This is a genomic window from Rhodobacter lacus (assembly GCF_042683065.1).
GTDB classification, from domain to species: Bacteria; Pseudomonadota; Alphaproteobacteria; order Rhodobacterales; family Rhodobacteraceae; genus Rhodobacter; species Rhodobacter lacus.
This window is the reverse complement of sequence record NZ_JBHUIX010000013.1, coordinates 182,449-202,146: the sequence shown is the minus strand read 5'-3', so window position 1 is coordinate 202,146 and position 19,698 is coordinate 182,449. Positions and strand designations below refer to the sequence as shown.

Below are 19,698 nucleotides of genomic sequence, written 5' to 3'. Positions count from 1 at the left end.
CATGTATTCAAGATGTTGACAGAAAAAGCGCAGAGAGGTTGCAGCGCCGGGATCGGGCGATGCACGCGGAGGACGGGACCATGGAGCACCTTTGAACCAACGACGACGAAACCTCCGCCAACACGATGTGTGTTGGCACACAATCATCCTGACCGGCCGTTTCGTCAAGCGCCTTGCCCGCGCAGGCGGGGCCGTTGCCAGCGCCGCAAACGTTCGTTAAAATGAACGAATGATCGACACACCAAACGATTCATCCCCCCAGACGCCCAACGCGCTGATCGCTCAGGCGATCTTGCGCGAGCGCCTGTCTGCGGGGCTGAGCCTTTCGGCCCTTGCCGCGCGCGCCGGGCTGGCAAAATCCACCCTGTCGCAACTGGAGGCGGGCAAGGGGAACCCCAATGTGGAAACGCTCTGGGCCATTGCCACGGCGCTCGGCCTGCCGTTCAGCGCGCTTTTCGCGGAGGCGGCAGCGCCGCGCGCCCTGATCCGGGCGCAGGAGGGGCGCGCGCTGGCCTCCGATGCTGCGGGGTTTGCGGCGGTTTTGCTCGACCGCTGCCCTCCCGACCGGCGGCGCGATCTGTATCGCCTGGCGCTGGAACCGGGCGCGCGCCGCGCCGCAGCCCCCCATCCGCCGGGCACGGTGGAACATGCGCTGGTGGCAACGGGCAAGGTGCGGCTCGGCCCGGAGGGCGCCCAAGAAGAGCTTGGCCCGGGCGATTACTACCGCTTCGCCGGGGATCTGCCGCATCTTTATGCCGCGCTCGATGCGCCGGTGCTGCTTTTTGTGGTCATGGAGGTCACGCGCTGACATGAAACCGTTCTCCCCCATCCGCACGGGCTTTTTGACAGCGATTCCGCTGATGCTTGGCTATTTTCCGATCGCGCTGTCCTTCGGCATCGCCGCCACCCGCGCCGGACTCAGCCCGACCGAGGCGGTGCTCTTTTCGGTGATCATCTTCGCCGGGGCGGCGCAGTTTCTGGCGCTCGCGCTTGTCACCTCCGGCGCGCCGCTTGCGGTTTCGGTGCTCACCCTCGCGGCGATGAACCTGCGCCATGTGATTTATGGCCCCGCGCTTTTGGAAAAGGCCGGAAAAGCCGCGCGCACGCGCTATTCCTGGGCCTGGGGCTGGGGCCTGACCGACGAGGTCTTTGCCGCGATGCTGGGCGCGATGGCGCGCGGGCTGCCATTTTCCGAGGCCTTCATCGGCACGCTCGGGCTCGGTGCCTATGCCGCCTGGATCGCGGGCACCGCCGTGGGCGCGCTTGTCGGCGGCGAGGCGTTGCGGGCCTTTCCCGTTGTGGATGCGGGGCTCGGCTTCATGCTGCCTGCGCTCTTTCTGGCGCTGCTGCTCTCGATCCTTGAGCGGCGCCAGATCCCCACCGTTGCCGCCGCCGCGCTCGCCACCGCGGCGGGCACGCTCCTCGCCTCGCCCACCCTTGGCATTCTGGCGGGCATCCTCTTTGGCGCCACGCTCGGCACGCTGCGAAAGGCCACCGCATGAGACCGGAACTGCTCCTCCTCGCCTGCGCGACCGGCCTTGTCACATGGGCCTTCCGCGTTCTGCCCACGAAACTGCCGATGCACGCCAGCTCGCGGCAAACGCTCCTGCGCCGCTTTCTGGCCGCCACCGGCCCGGCGGCCATCGCCACGCTTCTGGCCGCCTCGCTCCTGCCGATGCTGCCGCCCGCCACCGCGCTCTCCCCCGCACTGCCGCTCGGCATCGCCGCGGTGCTCGCGGTTTATGCCTGGCGCCGCTCGGTGGTGCTGGCCACGCTTGCGGGCGCGCTGGCCTATGGTTTGGGGAGCCTGCTGTGAGCCTGCCTCTGCCCGAGGGGCCGTTTCGCTTCATCGCGCTCGACGTGGAAACCGCCGCAAGCGACAGCGCCAGCATCTGCCAGATCGGGCTTGCCTGCGTGCGCGCCGATGCCACGATCGAGACATGGGTGAGCTTTGTCGACCCCTGCTGCGCCTTTTCGCGCTTCAACACCGCCTTGCACGGCATCGGCCCGGCGCAGGTGCGCGGCGCCCCCGCTTTTGCGCAGCTCGCGGCCCGGCTCGAACCGCTTCTGGGCGCGCATCTGCTGATCCAGCACAGCGGGTTTGACAAACGCGCGATCGCCGGAGCCTATGCCGCGCTCGGACGCCTGCCGCCGCAATGGCGCTGGGGGGATAGTGTGCGCATTGCCCGGCGCGCATGGCCCGAGTTCACGGGCAACGGCGGGCACGGGCTTGCACATCTGAAAACGCAGCTCAACCTGCGCTTCACCCACCATGATGCCGGAGAAGATGCCCGCGCCGCGGCAGAGGTGGTGCTGCAGGCCGAGGGCCGCACCGGCCTTGCGCTTGAGGCTTTGCTGGGCAAGGGCTGAGCCCGCGCCAAGGCTGCGGCGGTTCTCCGCCGCGTCTGGCTTACGGCTCCCCCGCGCCAAGCCGGGCAAACAGCCGCCGCACCGGCCAACGCAGAACGCTCACGCCCCCCGCCAGCACGATCAGGCCCAGCACCGGGCCGTTTTGCAACGTCACCCATCCGAGGATCGGCACGCCTGCGGCAATCAACCCCCAGGCCGCCGGCCAGTGAAACCGGCGCGGACCCAGGGCGATGAAGGTTGCGATCACCGCCCAGAGACAGGCGGCGACAAGCGAAAGTGTCATGGCGTCCTCCGGTTCCGGTTATGCACCCAGCCGCGCTGGCAGCGCCTGCGCCCAGGTCGAGATTGTCCCCGCGCCGAGGCACACGACGATGTCGCCGGGGCGCGCCTGTTCCTTCACGAGCCGCGCCAGATCCTCCTCGTTCAGGATCGCGCGCGCATGGCGATGGCCGTGGCGAATGAGCCCCGACACCAGATCGTCGCGGCTTGCGCCCGGGATCGGGTCTTCCCCGGCGGCGTAAACCTCGGCGATGGCGACCACGTCAGCTTCGTTGAAACAGGTGCAGAAATCGTCAAAGAGGTTGGACAGGCGCGTGTAGCGATGCGGCTGGTGCGCCGCGATCACGCGCGCGCCGGGCGTGCCCGAAACCGCTTGCCGCGCGGCCTTGAGCACGGCCGCGATCTCGACCGGGTGGTGGCCGTAATCGTCGATGATGGTCACGCCGCCTAGCACTTCGCCCACTTTGGTGAAGCGCCGGTTGACGCCGCCAAAGGCCGCGAGCGCGGCACGGATCTCGTCTTTCTTCATGCCGAGATGGCGCGCCACCGCCACCGCCGCAAGCGCATTCGACACGTTGTGATCGCCCGGCATCGGGAGGGTGCAGCCCTCGATTTTCGCGTCCGCGCCTTCGGATTGCAACAACACGTCAAAATGGGCGTTGCCATTTGCAAAGCTGAGGTTCACCGCGCGCACATCGGCCTGCGCATTGAACCCGAAGGTTGTCACGCGCCGGTCCGTGACCTTGCCCACAAGCGCCTGCACCTCGGGGTGATCGGTGCAGCACACCGCAAGCCCGTAAAACGGAATGCCGGAGACAAAATCATAAAAGCCGCGGCGCAGATTTTCGATCGTGCCCCAATGCTCCATATGCTCGGGGTCGATGTTCGTGACGATGGCAATGGTGGCGGGCAGGCGGTTGAAGGAACCGTCGCTTTCATCCGCCTCGACCACCATCCATTCGCCCGCGCCCGCGCGCGCATTGGAGCCGTAAGCATGGATGATGCCGCCGTTGATCACGGTCGGGTCAAAGCCCCCCTTGTCCAAGAGCGTCGCCACCATCGTCGTGGTGGTGGTTTTGCCATGCGTGCCCGCAACGGCAATATTCGAGCGCAGCCGCATCAGTTCGGCCAGCATCTCGGCGCGGCGCACCACCGGCAGATGGCGGCGGCGTGCCTCTTCCAGCTCCGGGTTGCCGGGTTTGATCGCGGAAGAAATCACCACCACGGCGGCATCGCCAATATTCTCGGCGCGCTGGCCCTCGTGGAAAATGGCGCCAAGCTCTTCAAGCCGCGCGGTGATCTTGGACGCTTTCGCATCCGAGCCCTGCACCGAAAACCCCTGCGTCAGCAGCACTTCGGCAATGCCCGACATGCCGATGCCGCCGATACCGACAAAATGGATAGGGCCGAGTTCCCCCGGCAGTTTGGTGGCGTTCATGGGGTGGATCCTGCAAGCTGTTCGACAAGGGCGACAAGGCGCGCGGTGGCATCGGGGATGCCGTAGGAAAGCGCCGCCCGCGCCATCTGCCCTGCCCCTTCGGGATTGTCCAGCACCAGCGCGATCTGATCACGCAGGGTTTCCATGCGGGCCGAGGCCTCGGGCACAAGGATCGCGGCCCCGGCATCGACAAGGCCGCGGGCATTGGCGGTCTGGTGATCGCCCGCCGCAACGGCATAGGGAATGAGGATCGCCGGCCGCCCGATCACGGAAATGTCGGCGACAGAAGAGGCCCCCGCGCGCGAGATCACAAGCTGGCATTCGGCCAGGCGGCGCGGCACATCGTTGAAAAAGGGCTCGACCTCGGCATCAATGCCCGCCTCGGCATAGGCGCGCTTGACGCGCGCGGCATCTTCGGGCCGGGCCTGATGGGAGACCCGCAAAAGGTGCCGCAGCCGCTCGGGCAAGGCCGCAAGAGCCGCGGGAACGAGATCGGAGAGGATCCGCGCGCCCTGGCTGCCGCCGATCACCAGCACCGACATCGGGTAATCGCCGGGCGAGATATAGGGGGCAGCGGCGCGCTCGGCCACCGCGGCGCGGACCGGGTTGCCGGTATGGAGGCCTTGCACCCCCGCGGGCAGATCCGTGGGCCAGGTGCCGCAGGCAAAGGCATTGACGCGCTTGGCAAAGACCCGGTTCACCTTGCCCATGACGCCGTTTTGCTCATGGATCGCGCGGGGCAGGCCCAAAAGCGTGGCAGAGGCGAGCGCGGGGATTGTCGGATAGCCGCCAAAGCCCACCACCACCCGGGGCCGGTCCTTCATGTTGCGCAGCGTGGCCGAGAGCACCCCCCCCGCAAGGCGGAACGGCACGGCCAGTTTGGCCAAGGCGCCGCCGCGCGCGAAAGTGGCGGAAGAGACCTTTTCCACCTGCACAATATGCGGAAAGCCGCCGGTGTAGCGCGCGCCGCGCGCATCGGTTGAAAGCTTCACGCGCCAGCCGCGGCGCACCATCGCCTCGGCCAAAGCCTGCGCGGGAAACATATGCCCGCCGGTGCCGCCAGCGGCGATCAGCAGCAGCGGCGCGGGGTCGGAATGTTCGCTCATGCCCGCCCCCTCAGCCGATCGACCGATGCCCGAGAATCCGCGCGATCTCGTTTTGCGGCCGGGACCGGGTCAGCGCGAACAGGAACCCGAGCGCGATGCCGGTGGCGATGACGGAGGAGCCGCCATAGCTGACGAAAGGCAGCGTCATGCCCTTGGCGGGCAGGAGCCGCACCGCAACCCCCATGTTGATGAAGGCCTGCACGCCAAAGGCGCAGGCAAGCCCGGTGCCCGCGATGCGGGCAAACGGGTCGCGTTCGCGGGTCATGCGCGCGATCGAGCGCACCACGACGGTGGCATAAAGCGCGATGATCACCAGAACGAGGATCAGGCCATATTCTTCCGCCGCGACGGCGATGATGAAATCGGTATGCGCATCGGGGAGCGACCATTTCACCGAGCCCTGCCCGACGCCAACGCCGAAGAACCCGCCTTCCTGAATCGCGTTCGTCGCATAGCCGATCTGGGTGCGCGGGTCGATATCGGCGCTCAGAAAGCCGTTGATCCGCCGCGCCACGTGTTCGGACATGTTATAGGCCATGAACCCGCCCGCCGCGCTGAGCCCGGCCGTGGCGGCCAAAGGCAGGATCGGCGCGCCGGAGACAAAATACATCACCATCCACGAAAAGAGCACAAGCGAGGCCTGACCAAAGTCGGGTTGCAGCGCGAGGGTGATCACGATCACCGCGGTGAGCAGGAAGGAATAGAGCCGTCCGGGCGGGCCCGCGACCTCTTGCGCCGCCGCCATGAACCAGGCGCCGACGATGACAAAGCCGGGCTTGAGAAATTCCGAGGGCTGGAACGAGGCAAAGCCGAGCGAGATCCAGCGCACCGCACCCTTGCCGAAATCCGTGCCGATGACGGGCAGCGCCATCAGCGTGATGAAGGCCCCCAGAAAGCCGATCACGCCGATGCGGCGCACCTGCTGGGGCGTCATCAGCGACAGGCCAACCATGACGAAGAGCGCGATTGCGCCGAAAAACGCCTGTTTCTTGACGTAGTAAAACGCCGGCAGGCCGTTTTTCTCGGCCAGCGGCACAGATGCGGCAAGGCCGAGCAGCATGCCGACGCCAAAGAGCGCCAGAACCGCCGCGAGGGCCCATTTGTCGATTGTGCGCCACCAGCGGGGAAGCACAGGATCCGTGGCCCGCACAGGCGCGGTGCCGAAAACCATTTCCGTCATGGGGATATGCTCTTGCTGCCTCTGATCGCCCGGTGTCCGGGTCTTGGCGTCGACTCTAGCCCAAGTTGTGGCCGCTGCCTAGCGCAAACACCCTGCGGCGCAGCGATGCGGAAGATGTTTCGCTTCGGCAGGGCCGAAGCGACCCGCCGGGGGGCTGCGCCCCCCGGACCCCCTGCAAGACAGACAGGCACCGGGCCGAAACGGGTTTCGCTTTTGAGACCGGAATGCGATGGTGGCGCTAACGAATGGAAGGAATCGGACGATGAAAGTCGGTATCGTGGGCGCGGGCATGGTCGGCTCGGCGGCGGGATTTGCAATCGTGATGCGGGGCGTGGCCTCGGAAGTGGTGTTCGTGGACCGCAACGCCGCCTTGGCGCAGGCACAGCGCGAAGACATTCACCACGCCGTGCCCTTCGCGCAATCGTGCAAGCTTGGCGCGGGCGGCTATGAGTCGCTTCAAGGCGCGGGCGTGGTCATTCTGGCCGCGGGCGTGGCGCAAAAGCCCGGCGAGAGCCGGTTGAGCCTGCTCTCGCGCAACGCCGAGGTGTTTTCGGAGGTGATCTCCCAGGTCCGAACCTATGCGCCGGACGCGATCCTGATCGTCGCCTCCAACCCGGTCGATATCATGACCGAGGTGGCGCAGCGGGCCTCCGGCCTGCCGCCCGAGCGGGTGATCGGCACCGGCACCTTGCTCGACTCGGCGCGGTTCCGGGCGCTGCTCGCCGGGCATCTGGGGATTGCCGCGCATTCGGTGCATGGATTCGTGCTTGGCGAACATGGCGACAGCGAGGTGCTCGCCTGGTCAAGCGCGCGGGTGGGCGCCGAGCCGCTGGACCGGATCGCGGCACAGCTGGGCGTGGACATCACCGAGTCGGTGCGCGCGAAGATCGACGAGGGCGTGCGGCGCGCCGCCTACCGCATCATCGAGGGCAAGGGCGCAACCTGGTATGGCATCGGCGCGGGGCTTGCGCGGCTGGTGCTGGCGATCCGCGACGATCAGCGCGCGGTGCTCACCCTTTCGGTGCGCACACCGCATGTGGCAGGCGTCGATGACGTGGCGGTGAGCCTGCCGCGGGTTGTGGGGGCGGCGGGCGTTGTCTCGACGCTCATCCCCTCGCTCGATCCGCCCGAATGGGAGGCGCTGCACCGCTCCACCGCGCTTCTGAAAGAGAGCGCAAAAGGGCTCTGGTAAGCGCGGCTCTGACAATCGACCGCGCGCCCGGCTGCGGCGCGCCCGAAAAACCTGCGTCCAAAATCCCCGCGTGCGGAGTCGGTGCGCCCGGAGGCGGGGCGCGCGCTCAGCCCCTGCCGAGTGCCGCCTTGCGCCGCGCCAGCGCGGCCGGGCTCCAGACCTCGGCAGAGCGATAATATTCGGCAAACACCTTCGCCCCCTCGGGCAGGACGACCCAGGGAAGCTTGGTGGAGGTGTAGATATGCACATCCGGCGGGCAGGCGGCGGGGTCTTTCAACGTGCCCACGCGCACAAAGGCGGCAACCCGCCCTGCCCCCGCGTAATGGCTGAAAACAGCGACCTTGCAGATCGGGCAGCGCGCGATCTCCTGCCCCTTGCCGGAGGCGGACGGCGTCATCACATAGTCGAACGCGCCGGTGATCTCGAGCTTGTCGGTCTCGATCACCGCATTGAGCGCAAAGGCAGATCCGCTCTCGCGCTGGCACCAGCTGCAATGGCAGCAATGGGTGATCATCGGCGCATCCAAGAGCCGATAGCGCAACGCGCCGCAGGTGCAGCTTCCTTCCATCATCCCCTCCCCGAGGTCAGTCGGCAAGAGCCTGCACCAGTTCGGCGAAATGGTCACCCCGTTTTTCAAAGTTCGGGTATTGATCGAAGCTCGCCGCGGCAGGCGCCAGCAAGACCGTATCGCCCGGCTCTGCCTCTTCTGCCGCCCGCGCCACCGCCTGCGCCATCGTCTCGCAGATCTCATGCGTGAGCGGGGCCAGCTCAAGCGCGAAATCCCGCCCCGAATGGCCGATGAAATAGGCCTTCTTCACCGTGCCAAGAAGCGGTTTGAGCGCGCTCACCCCGCCTTCCTTGCCGAGCCCGCCCGCGATCCAGCGAATGTTGTGGAACGCTTCGAGCGCTTTTGCGGCGCTGTCGACATTGGTGGCCTTGCTGTCGTTGACAAAGCGCACGCCGCGCTTTTCGGCCACGGTCTGGCTGCGATGCGGCAGGCCGGCAAAACTGTGAAACGCCTCCTCGATCAGCTTCGGCGCAAGGCCAAGCGAGCGGGTGGCGGCATAGGCGGCGCAGGCGTTTTGATGGTTATGCGCGCCGGGCAGGCCCGTGACCGCGCGCAGGTCGATCGACGCGACCTGCCGCCCCTTGCGCCACTCTGCCAAAAACCCTTTGCGCGCAAAGACAGACCAGCCGTAATCGCCAAGTTTCTTTGCCGAAGAAACGCGGATCAGCCGGTCATCCTCGCGCCCCATGGCAATCTGGTTGGCAAGATAAACGCCCTCGGGCTCATCCACGCCAATCACCGCGCGGTCCGGCCCGCCCTCGGCAAACAGGCGCCGCTTGGCGGCGAAATACCCGCCCATGCCGCCGTGGCGGTCCAGATGATCGGGCGAGAGGTTGGTGAAAACCGCAATATCGGGGGTGAGGGCCCGCGCAAGGTCGGTCTGATAGCTCGACAGCTCAAGCACCACCACCTCGCCATCGTGCGGCGGATCAAGGTCCAGCACACCGCGGCCAATATTGCCCGCCATCTGCGTCGGGCGCCCGGCATGGGCGAGAATGTGATGGATCAGCGCCGTGGTGGTCGATTTGCCGTTCGAGCCGGTCACGCAGATGGTGCGGGGCGTCACATCGAACTCATCCCAATCCGCGCCCGCCCAGGAGCGGAAAAAGAGCCCGATGTCATTGTCCACCGGCACCCCCGCCGCCATGGCGGCGGCGATCACCGGGTTCGGGCGCGGGTAAAGATGCGGGATGCCGGGCGAGGTGATCAGCGCCGCGATCCCCTCCAGCGCGCCGGCGCGGGTCAGATCGGTGCAGCTCCAGCCCGCCGCTTCGGCCTTCGCGCGCGCCTCGGGGCTGTCATCCCAGAGCACGGGCTCGGCCCCGCCCGCCTTGAGCGCCGCAGCCGTCGCCAGCCCCGACCGCCCGAGCCCCAGCACCGCCACCCGCGCGCCCTCATAGCCCTGAACCGGAATCATCTTCTCTCAACCCTCTCGCAAGCGGGGCGGCGCCCCGCCCCCCCGAGGTATGTCAAGCCAGATGAAAGGGAAAGCCCCTACCCTGCCGCGCGCCCAAAATGCCGGCCGGTTCAGTCGCTTTCTTCGTCGCGCAGCCGTCGGCGGTGTTGGCGCAGAAAATGCAGGCCAATCGCCGCAACCAGGAACCCCGTCAGCGCCACCCCCAGATGCGGCGGTAGCCGCAATTGCCCGAACATCCGCGTGATCGCTCCGCCCGCGGCATAGCCCAGCCAGCAAAAGAGATGCGCCCAGATCACGCAAGCGAGGGCATCCAGCGCGGCAAAGCGGCGCCAGGGCACGGGGCTCGTGCCGATCAGCACCGCCCCCGCAAGCTTGAGCCCGTAGACAAAGCGAAAGCCCATCAGCGCGATCACCTGATGGCGCTCGAGCAAGCCATGCAGCGCGCGCACCGGCCCGCGCTTCAGCTCGCGGCGCACAAACGCCCCCTGCCCCGCGCGCCGCCCGATTGCAAAGCCCAGATTGTCGATGCTGATCGCGCCCGCAGTCACCACGGCGCTCACCAGCTCGATCGGGAAAAAATGCCGATGCGCCAGCACACCGCCAAAAAACGCCACGGCCTCCCCCTCGGCCATCGTGCCCAGAAAGATCCCGGGCAGACCGAGGGTGGTGATCAGAGTTTCAAGAGACATGCGCGGCTTTCGGGCAATCAGGCGGGATCGCCCTCTCTTTCCTTAGGAGGCTGCGCCGGGAAGGAAAACCCCCTTCTCCGCACAGATGCAAAAGCACATGGGCAAAAGCGGGGGGCAAAAGCGGGCGCCAGACGGGGTGAATTGGGCCACAGCCGTGGCCCAAGAGGGGGCTTGCCCCCTCCTGCGGGCGGGCGCGGTGCGCCCCGCGCAAGGCGAGGGGTGCGCCGCGCCCGCCCGCGCCCCCCGGTCAAAGAAAAACCCCGCCTCCTTTCGGACGCGGGGCCGCAAGACGAAGAGGTCCGGCCTCAGCCGCGCTTTTTCAGGCCCGGGCCCAAAATGCCAACAAAGCCAAAGGTGACCGCGAGCGCCGCGACAAGCCAGGTCAGGCCCGGTTGCATCATCGCAAAGATCAGCGCCACGAGGTCGAGCATCATCAGGAACACCCAGATCGCCACACGGGCGCGCTCGGCCGTCATCGGGCGGTCATCCGCGCCCACGATCACATCGAGAAAGCGGCACAGCGCCAGCAGCCCGATGGTGATGGCGAACACCGGGCCCCAGCCCAGCGTCAGATTGCTCATCCCCGAGAGATCGGCGAAGAACACGAGAAACGGCAGCAGCAGCGCGGTGATTTTGAGCGGGTCGGTGAAGTTCTTGATCATCGGGGTGTCAGACATGGGAGTTCCTTTGACTGTATCCGGAGCGAGGCGCGAAACGCCGGAGCCCCGCAGGCCGCCGACGCTGCGCCTCGATCCGTCGCCCCGGGAGGGTGGTGCCGCCCCCCGGGCGGACGAAGCGCTGCGCGGATGATTACGACAAAGCCGGACACGGAAAAGAGAGCAATCTGACGCACAGGGCCCTTGCCGCATGGGCGTTTCGTCGCGGGGCAAAGCAAAACCGGCGCTCCCGGGGGGGGCGCCGGCTCCAGATCTTTCCAAAGCGGCTGGCCGGGATGGCTCAGCGCACTTTCAGCGTTGCGAGCCCGATCAGGGCGAGGATCAGCGCAATGATCCAGAACCGGATCACGATCTGCGGCTCGGCCCAGCCCTTCTTCTCGAAATGGTGGTGAATCGGCGCCATCAGGAACACCCGCTTGCCGGTCGCCTTGAAATAGCCGACCTGAATGATCACGCTGAGCGCTTCCACCACGAAAAGCCCGCCGACAATGCCAAGCACCAGTTCGTGCTTGGTGCAGACCGCGATCGCGCCAAGGGCGCCGCCAAGGGCCAGCGAGCCGGTGTCGCCCATGAACACCGCCGCAGGCGGCGCATTATACCACAAAAAGCCAAGGCCCCCGCCGATCAGCGCGGCGGTAAAGACAAAAAGCTCCCCCGTGCCCGGAACAAAGTGCACGCCCAGATATTGCGTGAAGTCGGCCCGCCCCACCACATAGGCAATGGCGCCGAGCGTTGCGGCGGCAATCATCACCGGCATGATGGCCAGCCCGTCGAGCCCGTCGGTCAGGTTCACGGCATTGGCCGCGCCCACGATCACGAACATCGCAAACGGGATGAAGAAGAAGCTCAGGTTGATCAGCGCATCCTTGAACACCGGCAGCGCGAGTTGCCAGGCCAGCTCGGGCGGATGCACAAGCGCCGCAAGCGTGGCCGCCACCGCGGCGAGCGCAAGGCCAAGCGCCATCCGCACCCGCCCGCTCACGCCTTTCGTGTTTTGTTTCGTGACCTTGGCGTAATCGTCGGCAAAGCCGATCCCGGCATAGCCATAGGTCACGCCAAGCACGATCCAGACATAGGCCTCATCGAGCCGCGCCCAGAGCAGCGTTGAGAAGAGCAGCGCCGAGAGGATCAGCAAGCCCCCCATGGTCGGCGTGCCGGCCTTGGCAAAATGCGTGGCCGGGCCATCATTGCGGATCGGCTGGCCCTTGCCCTGTTTGCGGCGCAGCACATTGATGAGCGGGCGCCCGAACAGAAAGCCAAAGATCAGCGCGGTGAAGAACGCCCCGCCCGCGCGAAACGTTATGTATCGGAAAAGGTTGAAAAAATCCCCCCCATCGGAGAGATTTGCAAGCCAATAGAGCATTATTCTTTTCCCCTGAAAGCATCCGCCGCGCCCGGTTGGCCGAGTTTGCGCAGCGCGTCAACCACCAGACTGACTTTCGACCCCTTCGACCCCTTCACGAGCACGACATCGCCCGCGTCCACCAGATGCGGCGCCCGCGCGACCAGCTCGGGCGCGCTTGCATACCATTCGCCGCGCTGCTCGCGCGGCAGCGCCTCGTAAAGATGGCGCATCAGCGGGCCCGCGGCATGGACAAGATCAACCTGCGCCAGCGCCGGATGGCGCGCCATTGCCACATGCAGCGCCACTTGTTCCGGGCCCAGCTCCAGCATGTCGCCCAAAATCGCCACGCGGCGGCCATGATGCACCCGCCCCACCCCGTCGCGCGGGCGCTGCCCGGCCAGAACTTCGAGCGCGGCCTCAAGCGAGGTCGGATTGGCGTTGAAAGCATCATCGAAGAGATCGAAGCTTTGCGCCTCGTCGATCAGGTCGAGCCAGATCCGCTCCCGGCTGCCGCGCCCAGCGGGCGGGCGCCAGAGCGCCAGATCCAGCGCCACAAGGGCCGGGTCCGCCCCCACCGCCGCGGCAATCGCAAGCACGCCCAAAGCATTGGTGGCAAAGTGCTTTCCGGGCGTCATCACCTTGAACAGAAGCGGCCCGGAAGCGCTCTCGGCCTGCACGATCGTGGCGTCGCCCGAGATCGTGGCGGATTTCAGCACGTAATCCGAGCCCGGTTCGGGGCCAAAGGTGACGATCTCGGCGCCCTGCGCCTGCGCCGCCGCCCGCAAGATCGGCGTTCCCTCAAGCCCGGTCGGCAGCACCGCCGTGCCCCCCGGCACAAGCCCCTCAAAAACCGTGGCCTTCTCGCGGGCAATCCCGGCAAGGCTCTCGAACGCCTCAAGATGAGCGGCCGCAACGGTGGTGATCAGCGCCGCATGCGGGCGGGTGAGCCGCGCAAGCGGGGCGATTTCGCCGGGGTGGTTCATGCCGATCTCGACCACGGCAAAATCGGCATCCTCGGGCAGGCGCGCGAGCGTGATCGGCACCCCCCAATGGTTGTTGAAACTCGCCTCGGCGGCATGCACCTTGCCCTGCGGCGCAAGCACGGCGCGCAGCATCTCCTTGGTCGAGGTCTTGCCCACAGAGCCGGTGACGGCGATCACGCGCGCCTTTGTGCGCGCCCGCCCCGCCGCACCAAGCGCCTGCAGCCCTTCCAGAACATCCGCCACGATCAGCAGCGGGTCGGCCTCGGTGCAGCCCTCGGGCACGTGGCTCACCAGCGCCGCCGCGGCGCCCTTCTTGAGCGCATCGGCCACGAAATCATGGCCGTCGCGCACATCCTTCAGCGCCACGAACAGATCGCCCGGCACCACGCTGCGGCTGTCGATCGAGATCCCCGTCACCGCAAAGGGGCGGGTGGCGCGGCCATTCGTGGCAAGGGCGGCATCGGCAGAGGTCCAGAGCGCCATCTCAGATCACCCCATCGAGCGCCGCGACCGCAATCGAGGCCTGCTCGGCATCATCGAACGGGAAGACATCGGTGCCGATCACCTGACCGCGCTCATGCCCCTTGCCCATGATCAGGAGCGCATCGCCCGGCCCCAGCGCATCGACCCCGCGCAAAATCGCCTCGGCCCGGTCGCCCACTTCCACCGCCTCGGACCCTGCCCCCTCCATCACCGCGGCGCGGATCAGGGCCGGATCTTCGGTGCGGGGGTTGTCGTCCGTCACGATCACAAGATCGGCATGGCGGGTGGCCGCGGCCCCCATGATCGGGCGCTTGGTGCGGTCCCGGTCGCCGCCCGCGCCGACAATCGCAACAAGGCGGCCCATCACATGCGGCCTGAGCGCTTTCAGCGCCGTTTCAATCGCATCGGGTGTATGGGCGTAATCGACAAAGACCGTGGCGCCATTCGTTCGGGTGGCGGCCAGCTGCATCCGCCCGCGCACGGTCGAAAGCTGGCCAAGCGCGGCAAACACATCGCGGGGCGCCGCGCCGCAGGCGATGCAGAGCCCTGCCGCCGTGAGCGCATTCATCGCCTGAAAACCGCCGATCAGCGGCAAGCGCACCAGTTGCGGCCCCCCAATATAAAGAAAGCGCACATCCTGCCCCGCCGCATCGAACCGTTGCGCCTGAAGCTGGATCTCGCAGGCATCGGCGCGCCCGACCCGGATCACCTTTTGCCCCCGCGCGGTGGCGCGGCGGGCCAGCTCGGCGCCCTTCGGATCATCAATGTTGAGCACCGCCGTGCCCTCGTCGGGCAGCACCCGGTTGAAGAGCCCGGCCTTGGCCTCGAAATACTCCTCGAAGGTCTCGTGGTAATCGAGATGGTCTTGGGTGAAATTGGTAAAGGCGGCGGCGCGCAGCATCACCCCGTCAAGCCGGCGCTGCGCAAGCCCGTGCGAGCTGGCCTCCATCGCCGCATGGGTGACCCCGGCGGCGGCCATTTCAGAGAGCAGCCGGTGCAGCGTGATCGGCTCGGGCGTGGTATGGGCGGAGGGCGCGGTGAAGGCGCCCTCGACCCCGGTGGTGCCGATATTGGCGGCCTCGAGCCCCATTGCCTGCCAGAGCATGCGGGTGAAGGTGGCCACCGAGGTTTTGCCATTGGTGCCGGTGACTGCGATCATCGTCTCGGGCTGGGCGCCGAAAAAGAGCGCGGCGGCACAGGCAAGCGCAAGGCGCGCATCTTCCACCACCACAAGCGCCACCGGAGCCCCCAAAAGGGCGGCGCGCGCGATCTCTTCGCCCGCGCGGTCGGTGAGCACCGCCCCCGCGCCCTTCTCAAGCGCGGCCGGCACGAAGGTCGCGCCATGCACCTTGGTGCCGGGCAGCGCGGCGAAAAGATGGCCGGGGGCAACCTGTCGGCTGTCCACCGAGAGACCGGTCACCGAGATATCTTCGCCCGACCGGGCGGTCAGGCCCAATGCGCTCAATGGCTTCGCTGTCGGGGCCATATCTGGTGTCCTTTCGTGGCGTTTTGCCCATTTATCGGGGAAGCGCGCGCCCCGTCAACGCGCCCCTGCCGCAATGCGCCAGAACCGGCGCACAGCCGCGCGGGCGCAGGGCGGGGCAGCGCCCCTCCCCGCTCAATGCCCTTTCGCGGCCTTGACGAGCTGGATGCCTTCCATCTCCTCGGGCACCACATCGGCCGGACGCAGCCCCAAAAGCGGCGCGATGCGGCGGATCACCTCGGCGGCGACCGGCACCGCCGTCCAGCCCGCGGTGCGCCGGTTGGCGTTGGCCGCATAGGCCGAGGGCTCGTCGAGCGTCAGCACCAGCACATATTTCGGGTCCGAGGCCGGGAAAGCGGAGGCGAAAGTGGCGATCACCTTGTCGTCGTAATAGCCGCCCGAGGGGCGCACCTTGTCGGCGGTGCCGGTCTTGCCCGCGATCTCGTAGCCCGGCACATCGGCAAAGGAGGCGGTGCCGCGCGTCACCACCGCGCGCATCATCGCAAGCGCGGTATGGGCCGTTTTCTCGGTCATCACGGCATCGCCCTGCGGATGGTCCGCGCCATGCACCAGCGTTGGCGTGATCTTGTGCCCGCCATTGGCAATCGTTGCATAAGCCGACGCAAGATGGATCGGCGAGGCCGCGATCCCGTGCCCGTAAGCCACGGTCATGGACGAGATTTCAGACCATTTCGGCGGCGAGAGCGGGCGCACCGAGGGGGCCTCGGCCAGCTCGACCGGTGAGGGGTCAAGAAGCCCGAGCCGCGTGAGGAAAGCCTTCTGCCGCTCGCCGCCGATCATCAGCGCAATCCGCGCCGTGCCGATGTTGGAGCTTTCCACGATCACGTCGGTGACCGAAAGCCAGGGGCCGTAATTGTGGAAATCGCGGATCTTGAAGCGGCCCCATGTCATCGGCGAATTCGCCTCGATCATCGTCGTCGGGTTCACGAGGCCAAGCTCAAGCGCCTGCGCCACGGCAAAGATCTTGAACGTCGAGCCAAGCTCGTAAACGCCCTGCACCGCGCGGTTGAAAAGCGGGCTGTCGGAGGCATCGCCCTTGGCGAGCGGCGCGGGGCGGTCATTCGGATCGAAATCCGGCAGGCTCGCCATCGCCACCACTTCCCCGGTGTGCACTTCCATCACCACCGCCGCCGCGCCCTTGGCGCTCATCAGCCGCATGCCGCCGGCCAGAATCTCCTCAAGCGCCTGCTGCACCGTGAGATCGATCGACAGCGCGAGCGGCGCGCCCTTGTTCGCCGGGTCCCGCAGCCAGCCGTCAAAAGCCTTTTCGACCCCGGCAGTGCCGATGATCTCGGCCGAGGCCACGCCTTCGGCGCCAAAGCGCGCCCCGCCGAGCACATGCGCCGCAAGCCGCCCGTTCGGATAAAGCCGCATCTCGCGCGGCCCGAAAAGGAGGCCCGGCTCGCCAATGTCATGCACCGCCTGCATCTGCTCGGGCGAGATTTTCTTCTTGATCCAGACAAACTTGCGCGTGCCGGTGAAATCTGAGGTGAGGCGTTTCAGGTCGAGATCAGGGAAGATCTTGACGAGCTTTTTCGCCGTGCCCGCCGGGTCGACCATCATCGGCGGCTGCGCGTAAAGCGCATGGGTCACGAGGTTGGTGGCCAGCACCCGCCCCTCGCGGTCGGTGATATCGGCGCGTTGCGCCAAAATCGCGGGAGCGTGGTCGCCGCGCTCGGGCTCCTCGGGGGGCGCCGCGGCAATCGTGCCCATGCGCAGGCCAACAGCCGAGAAGCACATCACGAAAATCGCGACGACAAGCCAGATCCGCCATTCCACGCGGGCGCGCGCCGCCTCCCGCCCCGCCTCACCGCGGGCCCGGATGTTTTCGCGTTCGATGCGGTCGGGGTTTTCGCCGCGCGCACGCGCATCGAGGATTCGGGCCAGCGGACGAAGAGGGGTGCGCGGCGTGGTCATTGGCCGCCCTCCCGGTTCGAGGCCACCACATCAATCGCGCGCGACAGGCCCATATCGGCCATCGCCGGGCTCTCAAGCTCCGGCTCCGGTTGCGGATAGGCCACCTGCGCCACGGCGCCAAACTGCTCGGGCGCAAGCGGCAACAGGCCGAGCGTGACAAAGTTGAGATTGACGAGCTCGCGCAGCCGCTCGGGGCGGTTCAGATAGGCCCATTCGGCGCGCAGAACGCTCAGCCCCTCCTGCAGATCGGCGATCTGGTTATCCAGTCGGCGCAGCTCCGCAAGCCGGTCCTTGGTGGCGTAATTGACATGGTATGCCCAGAAGGCGAGCCCCAGAACGACAAGCGCGGCAAGGAGATAGGAGATGGTCTTCATCTACGGCGATCCCGATTGGCGGGTTTGGAAAGAACGGGGGCGGGCAGGCCCAGAGTGGCGCGGTCTGCGGTGCCCGGCGCGGCCTCGGTGCGCAGCCCCACCCGCAGGATGGCAGAGCGGGCACGCGGGTTCTCGGCCAGCTCCTGATCGTCGGGGCCAACCCCCTTGCGCGTGAGCAAGGTGAAGGCCGCCGCCGCCTGCGCCGCTTCAGGCGCATAGCGGTTGCCGCCCGCGGCCCGGCCGGAGCGGGCCTGAAAGAAGCGTTTGACGACGCGATCTTCAAGAGAATGGAAGGTAACGACGGCCAATTTGCCCCCCGGTGCGAGCGCGCGTTCTGCGGCTTCGAGACCTTCAATCAATTGCCCGAATTCATCGTTCACTGCAATGCGGAGCGCTTGAAATGATCGTGTAGCAGGGTGGCTCTGGCCGGGCTTCGGGCGCGGCAGGCACCGCTCGATCACGCTCACGAGCTGCTTGGTGCTCTCAAAGGGCGCAGCGGTGCGCGCCGCCACGATCGCGCGCGCGATCCGGCGCGAGGCGCGCTCCTCGCCATAATGATAGAGGATGTCGGCCAGCGCCCCCTCCTCGGCGGTGTTGACAAGGTCCGCCGCACTCGGCCCCTCTTGCGACATCCGCATGTCGAGCGGCCCGTCGCGCAGGAAGGAAAACCCGCGCTCCGCCTGATCCAGCTGCATCGAGGAAACGCCAAGGTCGAGCACCACCCCCGCCACGCCCTCCGGCGCTTGCTCCGAGGCAACGGTGTCGAGTTCGGAGAATGTGTTCTCCACCAGCGTCAGCCGCTCGCCATACTCCCCGCGCCAGGTCTCGGCCATGGCGAACACGGCCGGGTCGCGGTCGATGCCGATCACCCGGCCCGCGCCGGCGGCCATGAGCCCGCGCGTATAGCCGCCCGCGCCGAACGTGCCGTCAATCCATGTGCCAAAGACAGGCGCGACCGCTTCAAGGAGCGGCCGCAGCAAAACCGGAATATGGGGCCGGGCTTCCATCTCAGACCCCTCCGAGCAGGCTCAACGGGTCGAAATCCTCGCCCTTGTCGGCCATCAGCCGGTCGAGCCGCGCCTTGTCCACCTCGGCGAAGGTCTCGGGGTTCCAGATCTCGAAAATATCGCCCATGCCGGCGAAATAGGCGTCGCCCGCGAGCTTGAAGCGCTCACGCAGGCTTGCGGGCAGCACAAGGCGGCCATCGGGGTCGATCTCGGTCGGATGGGCCTTGTTGAGCACGAAGCGCTGCAAGATCGCGCGGCTCGGATCGCTGTAGGGCAGCGCGTTGATCTTCGCCGCCAGCGCCTGAAAGCCCGTGTAGGAATGAACCTGCAGCATTTTCTGGGTATCGGCGCCGTAAACCAGCACAAGACGGGGGCGTTTGGTGACGGCGGCCTCGGCATCGCCCTCCTCGAGTTCCCGACGAAACAGCGCCGGGATCGACACGCGTCCCTTGCTGTCCACCTTGAAGGTGTATTCGCCGATGAACATGCCCGCCAAGGCGGCAACTCCTGTCCCGTCCCCCGCCGTCTCTGGTATGGAAAACGGCGGACCGAGCTGCTGCCACTGCTCGATCCGCCGCCCTCGTCCCATTCCTGGGCTGTCCGGTCTGCACGCGCCACCTGGGGGGATGTCTGCTCGCCCGCGCGCCGGATCTCTCTCTCGTTCGTGAAGCGGGTGCCTGTATGAAACCCGGTCTTTGCGCCGTGGGGTCTTGTTGCCCCTTGCCCGTCTTCTCGATGAGCAAGAGATGCCATGGTCAGCCATGGGATTTCAAGGGAAATTTCGAACAGGCCGCCAATTTTCCCAACAAGATGCGGCTTCAGAAGCACCGCAAACTCAAGACCTTGTGCCTGCCCGGCCGTGAAGTCACGGAAAACCTTGATCCATCTCACATAAGCGCCACAAGATATTGTTTACCAGAAAAATCCGCACGCAGGATCGACTGGTGGGGCAAATTCCCGTCTTTTTGCAAGTTCCTCCCAAGATCTCGCGCAGAATCGGGGCCACAGCCCCTCCTCACGCGCAAACACGGCCCGGTGATTCGATGTGAAGCGCGAAATCTCACGCCAGATCCCGTCATTTCCCATGATGCGCCCCCCGGCCTGCGGGCGGTGGGGCACAATCCCGTGCCGCCCCCCCACCGGCGCCCGCCCCTCCCCGCCCGCGCCGC

The 19,698-nt window shown here is 66.9% G+C and carries 20 protein-coding genes; 5 read left to right on the top strand and 15 right to left on the bottom strand.

Features of this window, described 5'->3' with window-relative positions; genetic code table 11:
- Window positions 1-229 precede the first annotated feature (229 nt).
- Genes ACFSM0_RS13140 through ACFSM0_RS13125 form a run of 4 tightly spaced genes read left to right on the top strand, consistent with a single transcriptional unit; the run spans window position 230 to window position 2,370 of the window.
- Window positions 230-808 carry a helix-turn-helix domain-containing protein gene (locus ACFSM0_RS13140; protein ID WP_377391096.1) on the top strand — a complete coding sequence of 193 codons (579 nt, stop codon included), beginning with the start codon at window positions 230-232 and terminating at the stop codon, window positions 806-808.
- Window position 809: 1 nt separating this feature from the next.
- Entirely contained in the window at window positions 810-1,502 is a 693-nt protein-coding gene (locus ACFSM0_RS13135; RefSeq protein WP_377391092.1) for an AzlC family ABC transporter permease, read from the top strand.
- Window positions 1,499-1,816, top strand: a complete 318-nt coding sequence (locus ACFSM0_RS13130; protein WP_377391089.1) for an AzlD domain-containing protein — start codon at window positions 1,499-1,501, stop codon at window positions 1,814-1,816. The genes ACFSM0_RS13135 and ACFSM0_RS13130 overlap by 4 nt, the downstream gene beginning before the upstream one ends.
- Window positions 1,813-2,370, top strand: coding sequence for an exonuclease domain-containing protein (locus tag ACFSM0_RS13125; RefSeq protein ID WP_377391087.1), 558 nt, complete (start codon window positions 1,813-1,815; stop codon window positions 2,368-2,370). The genes ACFSM0_RS13130 and ACFSM0_RS13125 overlap by 4 nt, the downstream gene beginning before the upstream one ends.
- 40 nt (window positions 2,371-2,410) lie before the next feature.
- Here ACFSM0_RS13125 and ACFSM0_RS13120 read toward each other — a convergent pair whose 3' ends face one another.
- The 4 genes from ACFSM0_RS13120 to ACFSM0_RS13105 are packed head-to-tail and all read right to left on the bottom strand — an operon-like array spanning window position 2,411 to window position 6,373.
- The gene (locus ACFSM0_RS13120) at window positions 2,411-2,653 is read right to left on the bottom strand and encodes a DUF2484 family protein (protein WP_377391085.1); all 243 of its coding nucleotides are present in this window, start codon (window positions 2,651-2,653) and stop codon (window positions 2,411-2,413) included.
- A gap of 18 nt (window positions 2,654-2,671) precedes the next feature.
- Window positions 2,672-4,087, bottom strand: a complete 1,416-nt coding sequence (gene murC / locus ACFSM0_RS13115; RefSeq protein WP_377391083.1) for a UDP-N-acetylmuramate--L-alanine ligase — start codon at window positions 4,085-4,087, stop codon at window positions 2,672-2,674.
- Complete coding sequence (locus ACFSM0_RS13110) at window positions 4,084-5,193, bottom strand: UDP-N-acetylglucosamine--N-acetylmuramyl-(pentapeptide) pyrophosphoryl-undecaprenol N-acetylglucosamine transferase (protein WP_377391081.1); 1,110 nt, start codon at window positions 5,191-5,193, stop codon at window positions 4,084-4,086. Before ACFSM0_RS13110 ends, murC begins: the two co-directional genes overlap by 4 nt.
- Window positions 5,194-5,203: 10 nt before the next feature.
- On the bottom strand, window positions 5,204-6,373 hold the full coding sequence (locus ACFSM0_RS13105; RefSeq protein ID WP_377391079.1) for a peptidoglycan glycosyltransferase FtsW: 1,170 nt from the start codon (window positions 6,371-6,373) through the stop codon (window positions 5,204-5,206).
- Between the two features lie 262 nt (window positions 6,374-6,635).
- On the opposite strand from ACFSM0_RS13105, the gene ACFSM0_RS13100 reads away from it, so the two are divergent.
- Window positions 6,636-7,565 carry an L-lactate dehydrogenase gene (locus tag ACFSM0_RS13100; RefSeq protein ID WP_377391077.1) on the top strand — a complete coding sequence of 310 codons (930 nt, stop codon included), beginning with the start codon at window positions 6,636-6,638 and terminating at the stop codon, window positions 7,563-7,565.
- Window positions 7,566-7,671: 106 nt separating this feature from the next.
- On the opposite strand, the gene ACFSM0_RS13095 is transcribed toward ACFSM0_RS13100, so the two are convergent.
- The 11 genes from ACFSM0_RS13095 to mraZ form a co-directional block, all read right to left on the bottom strand.
- Window positions 7,672-8,133, bottom strand: a complete 462-nt coding sequence (locus ACFSM0_RS13095) for a GFA family protein (RefSeq protein WP_377391075.1) — start codon at window positions 8,131-8,133, stop codon at window positions 7,672-7,674.
- Window positions 8,134-8,149: 16 nt separating this feature from the next.
- Complete coding sequence (gene murD, locus ACFSM0_RS13090) at window positions 8,150-9,550, bottom strand: UDP-N-acetylmuramoyl-L-alanine--D-glutamate ligase (protein WP_377391073.1); 1,401 nt, start codon at window positions 9,548-9,550, stop codon at window positions 8,150-8,152.
- 110 nt (window positions 9,551-9,660) lie between these two features.
- Complete coding sequence (locus ACFSM0_RS13085) at window positions 9,661-10,239, bottom strand: DedA family protein (protein WP_377391071.1); 579 nt, start codon at window positions 10,237-10,239, stop codon at window positions 9,661-9,663.
- A 305-nt stretch (window positions 10,240-10,544) separates the two neighbouring features.
- Window positions 10,545-10,916, bottom strand: coding sequence for a hypothetical protein (locus ACFSM0_RS13080; protein WP_377391069.1), 372 nt, complete (start codon window positions 10,914-10,916; stop codon window positions 10,545-10,547).
- A gap of 280 nt (window positions 10,917-11,196) precedes the next feature.
- Window positions 11,197-12,279, bottom strand: a complete 1,083-nt coding sequence (gene mraY / locus ACFSM0_RS13075) for a phospho-N-acetylmuramoyl-pentapeptide-transferase (RefSeq protein ID WP_377391067.1) — start codon at window positions 12,277-12,279, stop codon at window positions 11,197-11,199.
- Window positions 12,279-13,727, bottom strand: coding sequence for a UDP-N-acetylmuramoyl-tripeptide--D-alanyl-D-alanine ligase (locus ACFSM0_RS13070; RefSeq protein WP_377391065.1), 1,449 nt, complete (start codon window positions 13,725-13,727; stop codon window positions 12,279-12,281). Before ACFSM0_RS13070 ends, mraY begins: the two co-directional genes overlap by 1 nt.
- 1 nt (window position 13,728) lies before the next feature.
- Complete coding sequence (locus ACFSM0_RS13065) at window positions 13,729-15,213, bottom strand: UDP-N-acetylmuramoyl-L-alanyl-D-glutamate--2,6-diaminopimelate ligase (protein WP_377391063.1); 1,485 nt, start codon at window positions 15,211-15,213, stop codon at window positions 13,729-13,731.
- A 132-nt stretch (window positions 15,214-15,345) separates the two neighbouring features.
- Window positions 15,346-17,148, bottom strand: a complete 1,803-nt coding sequence (locus tag ACFSM0_RS13060; protein ID WP_377391061.1) for a peptidoglycan D,D-transpeptidase FtsI family protein — start codon at window positions 17,146-17,148, stop codon at window positions 15,346-15,348.
- Window positions 17,145-17,522, bottom strand: coding sequence for a cell division protein FtsL (ftsL, locus tag ACFSM0_RS13055; protein WP_377391059.1), 378 nt, complete (start codon window positions 17,520-17,522; stop codon window positions 17,145-17,147). The genes ACFSM0_RS13060 and ftsL overlap by 4 nt, the downstream gene beginning before the upstream one ends.
- Entirely contained in the window at window positions 17,519-18,529 is a 1,011-nt protein-coding gene (gene rsmH / locus ACFSM0_RS13050) for a 16S rRNA (cytosine(1402)-N(4))-methyltransferase RsmH (RefSeq protein ID WP_377391057.1), read from the bottom strand. The genes ftsL and rsmH overlap by 4 nt, the downstream gene beginning before the upstream one ends.
- A gap of 1 nt (window position 18,530) precedes the next feature.
- A complete protein-coding gene (mraZ, locus tag ACFSM0_RS13045) occupies window positions 18,531-19,016 on the bottom strand; it encodes a division/cell wall cluster transcriptional repressor MraZ (protein ID WP_377392457.1) in 486 nt (161 codons plus the stop codon).
- Window positions 19,017-19,698: the final 682 nt, after the last annotated feature.

Excerpts from the sequence above, each read along its gene's own strand:
- murD (WP_377391073.1), bottom strand. The coding sequence starts at position 9,550 with ATGATTCCGGTTCAGGGCTATGAGGGCGCGCGGGTGGCGGTGCTGGGG.
- ACFSM0_RS13080 (WP_377391069.1), bottom strand. The coding sequence starts at position 10,916 with ATGTCTGACACCCCGATGATCAAGAACTTCACCGACCCGCTCAAAATC.
- ftsL (WP_377391059.1), bottom strand. The coding sequence starts at position 17,522 with ATGAAGACCATCTCCTATCTCCTTGCCGCGCTTGTCGTTCTGGGGCTC.
- mraZ (WP_377392457.1), bottom strand. The coding sequence starts at position 19,016 with ATGTTCATCGGCGAATACACCTTCAAGGTGGACAGCAAGGGACGCGTG.
- ACFSM0_RS13065 (WP_377391063.1), bottom strand. The coding sequence starts at position 15,213 with ATGGCCCCGACAGCGAAGCCATTGAGCGCATTGGGCCTGACCGCCCGG.
- murC (WP_377391083.1), bottom strand. The coding sequence starts at position 4,087 with ATGAACGCCACCAAACTGCCGGGGGAACTCGGCCCTATCCATTTTGTC.
- ACFSM0_RS13085 (WP_377391071.1), bottom strand. The coding sequence starts at position 10,239 with ATGTCTCTTGAAACTCTGATCACCACCCTCGGTCTGCCCGGGATCTTT.
- ACFSM0_RS13135 (WP_377391092.1), top strand. The coding sequence starts at position 810 with ATGAAACCGTTCTCCCCCATCCGCACGGGCTTTTTGACAGCGATTCCG.
- ACFSM0_RS13110 (WP_377391081.1), bottom strand. The coding sequence starts at position 5,193 with ATGAGCGAACATTCCGACCCCGCGCCGCTGCTGCTGATCGCCGCTGGC.
- ACFSM0_RS13070 (WP_377391065.1), bottom strand. The coding sequence starts at position 13,727 with ATGGCGCTCTGGACCTCTGCCGATGCCGCCCTTGCCACGAATGGCCGC.
- ACFSM0_RS13130 (WP_377391089.1), top strand. The coding sequence starts at position 1,499 with ATGAGACCGGAACTGCTCCTCCTCGCCTGCGCGACCGGCCTTGTCACA.
- ACFSM0_RS13120 (WP_377391085.1), bottom strand. The coding sequence starts at position 2,653 with ATGACACTTTCGCTTGTCGCCGCCTGTCTCTGGGCGGTGATCGCAACC.
- ACFSM0_RS13060 (WP_377391061.1), bottom strand. The coding sequence starts at position 17,148 with ATGACCACGCCGCGCACCCCTCTTCGTCCGCTGGCCCGAATCCTCGAT.
- mraY (WP_377391067.1), bottom strand. The coding sequence starts at position 12,279 with ATGCTCTATTGGCTTGCAAATCTCTCCGATGGGGGGGATTTTTTCAAC.
- ACFSM0_RS13140 (WP_377391096.1), top strand. The coding sequence starts at position 230 with ATGATCGACACACCAAACGATTCATCCCCCCAGACGCCCAACGCGCTG.
- ACFSM0_RS13105 (WP_377391079.1), bottom strand. The coding sequence starts at position 6,373 with ATGACGGAAATGGTTTTCGGCACCGCGCCTGTGCGGGCCACGGATCCT.
- rsmH (WP_377391057.1), bottom strand. The coding sequence starts at position 18,529 with ATGGAAGCCCGGCCCCATATTCCGGTTTTGCTGCGGCCGCTCCTTGAA.
- ACFSM0_RS13095 (WP_377391075.1), bottom strand. The coding sequence starts at position 8,133 with ATGGAAGGAAGCTGCACCTGCGGCGCGTTGCGCTATCGGCTCTTGGAT.
- ACFSM0_RS13100 (WP_377391077.1), top strand. The coding sequence starts at position 6,636 with ATGAAAGTCGGTATCGTGGGCGCGGGCATGGTCGGCTCGGCGGCGGGA.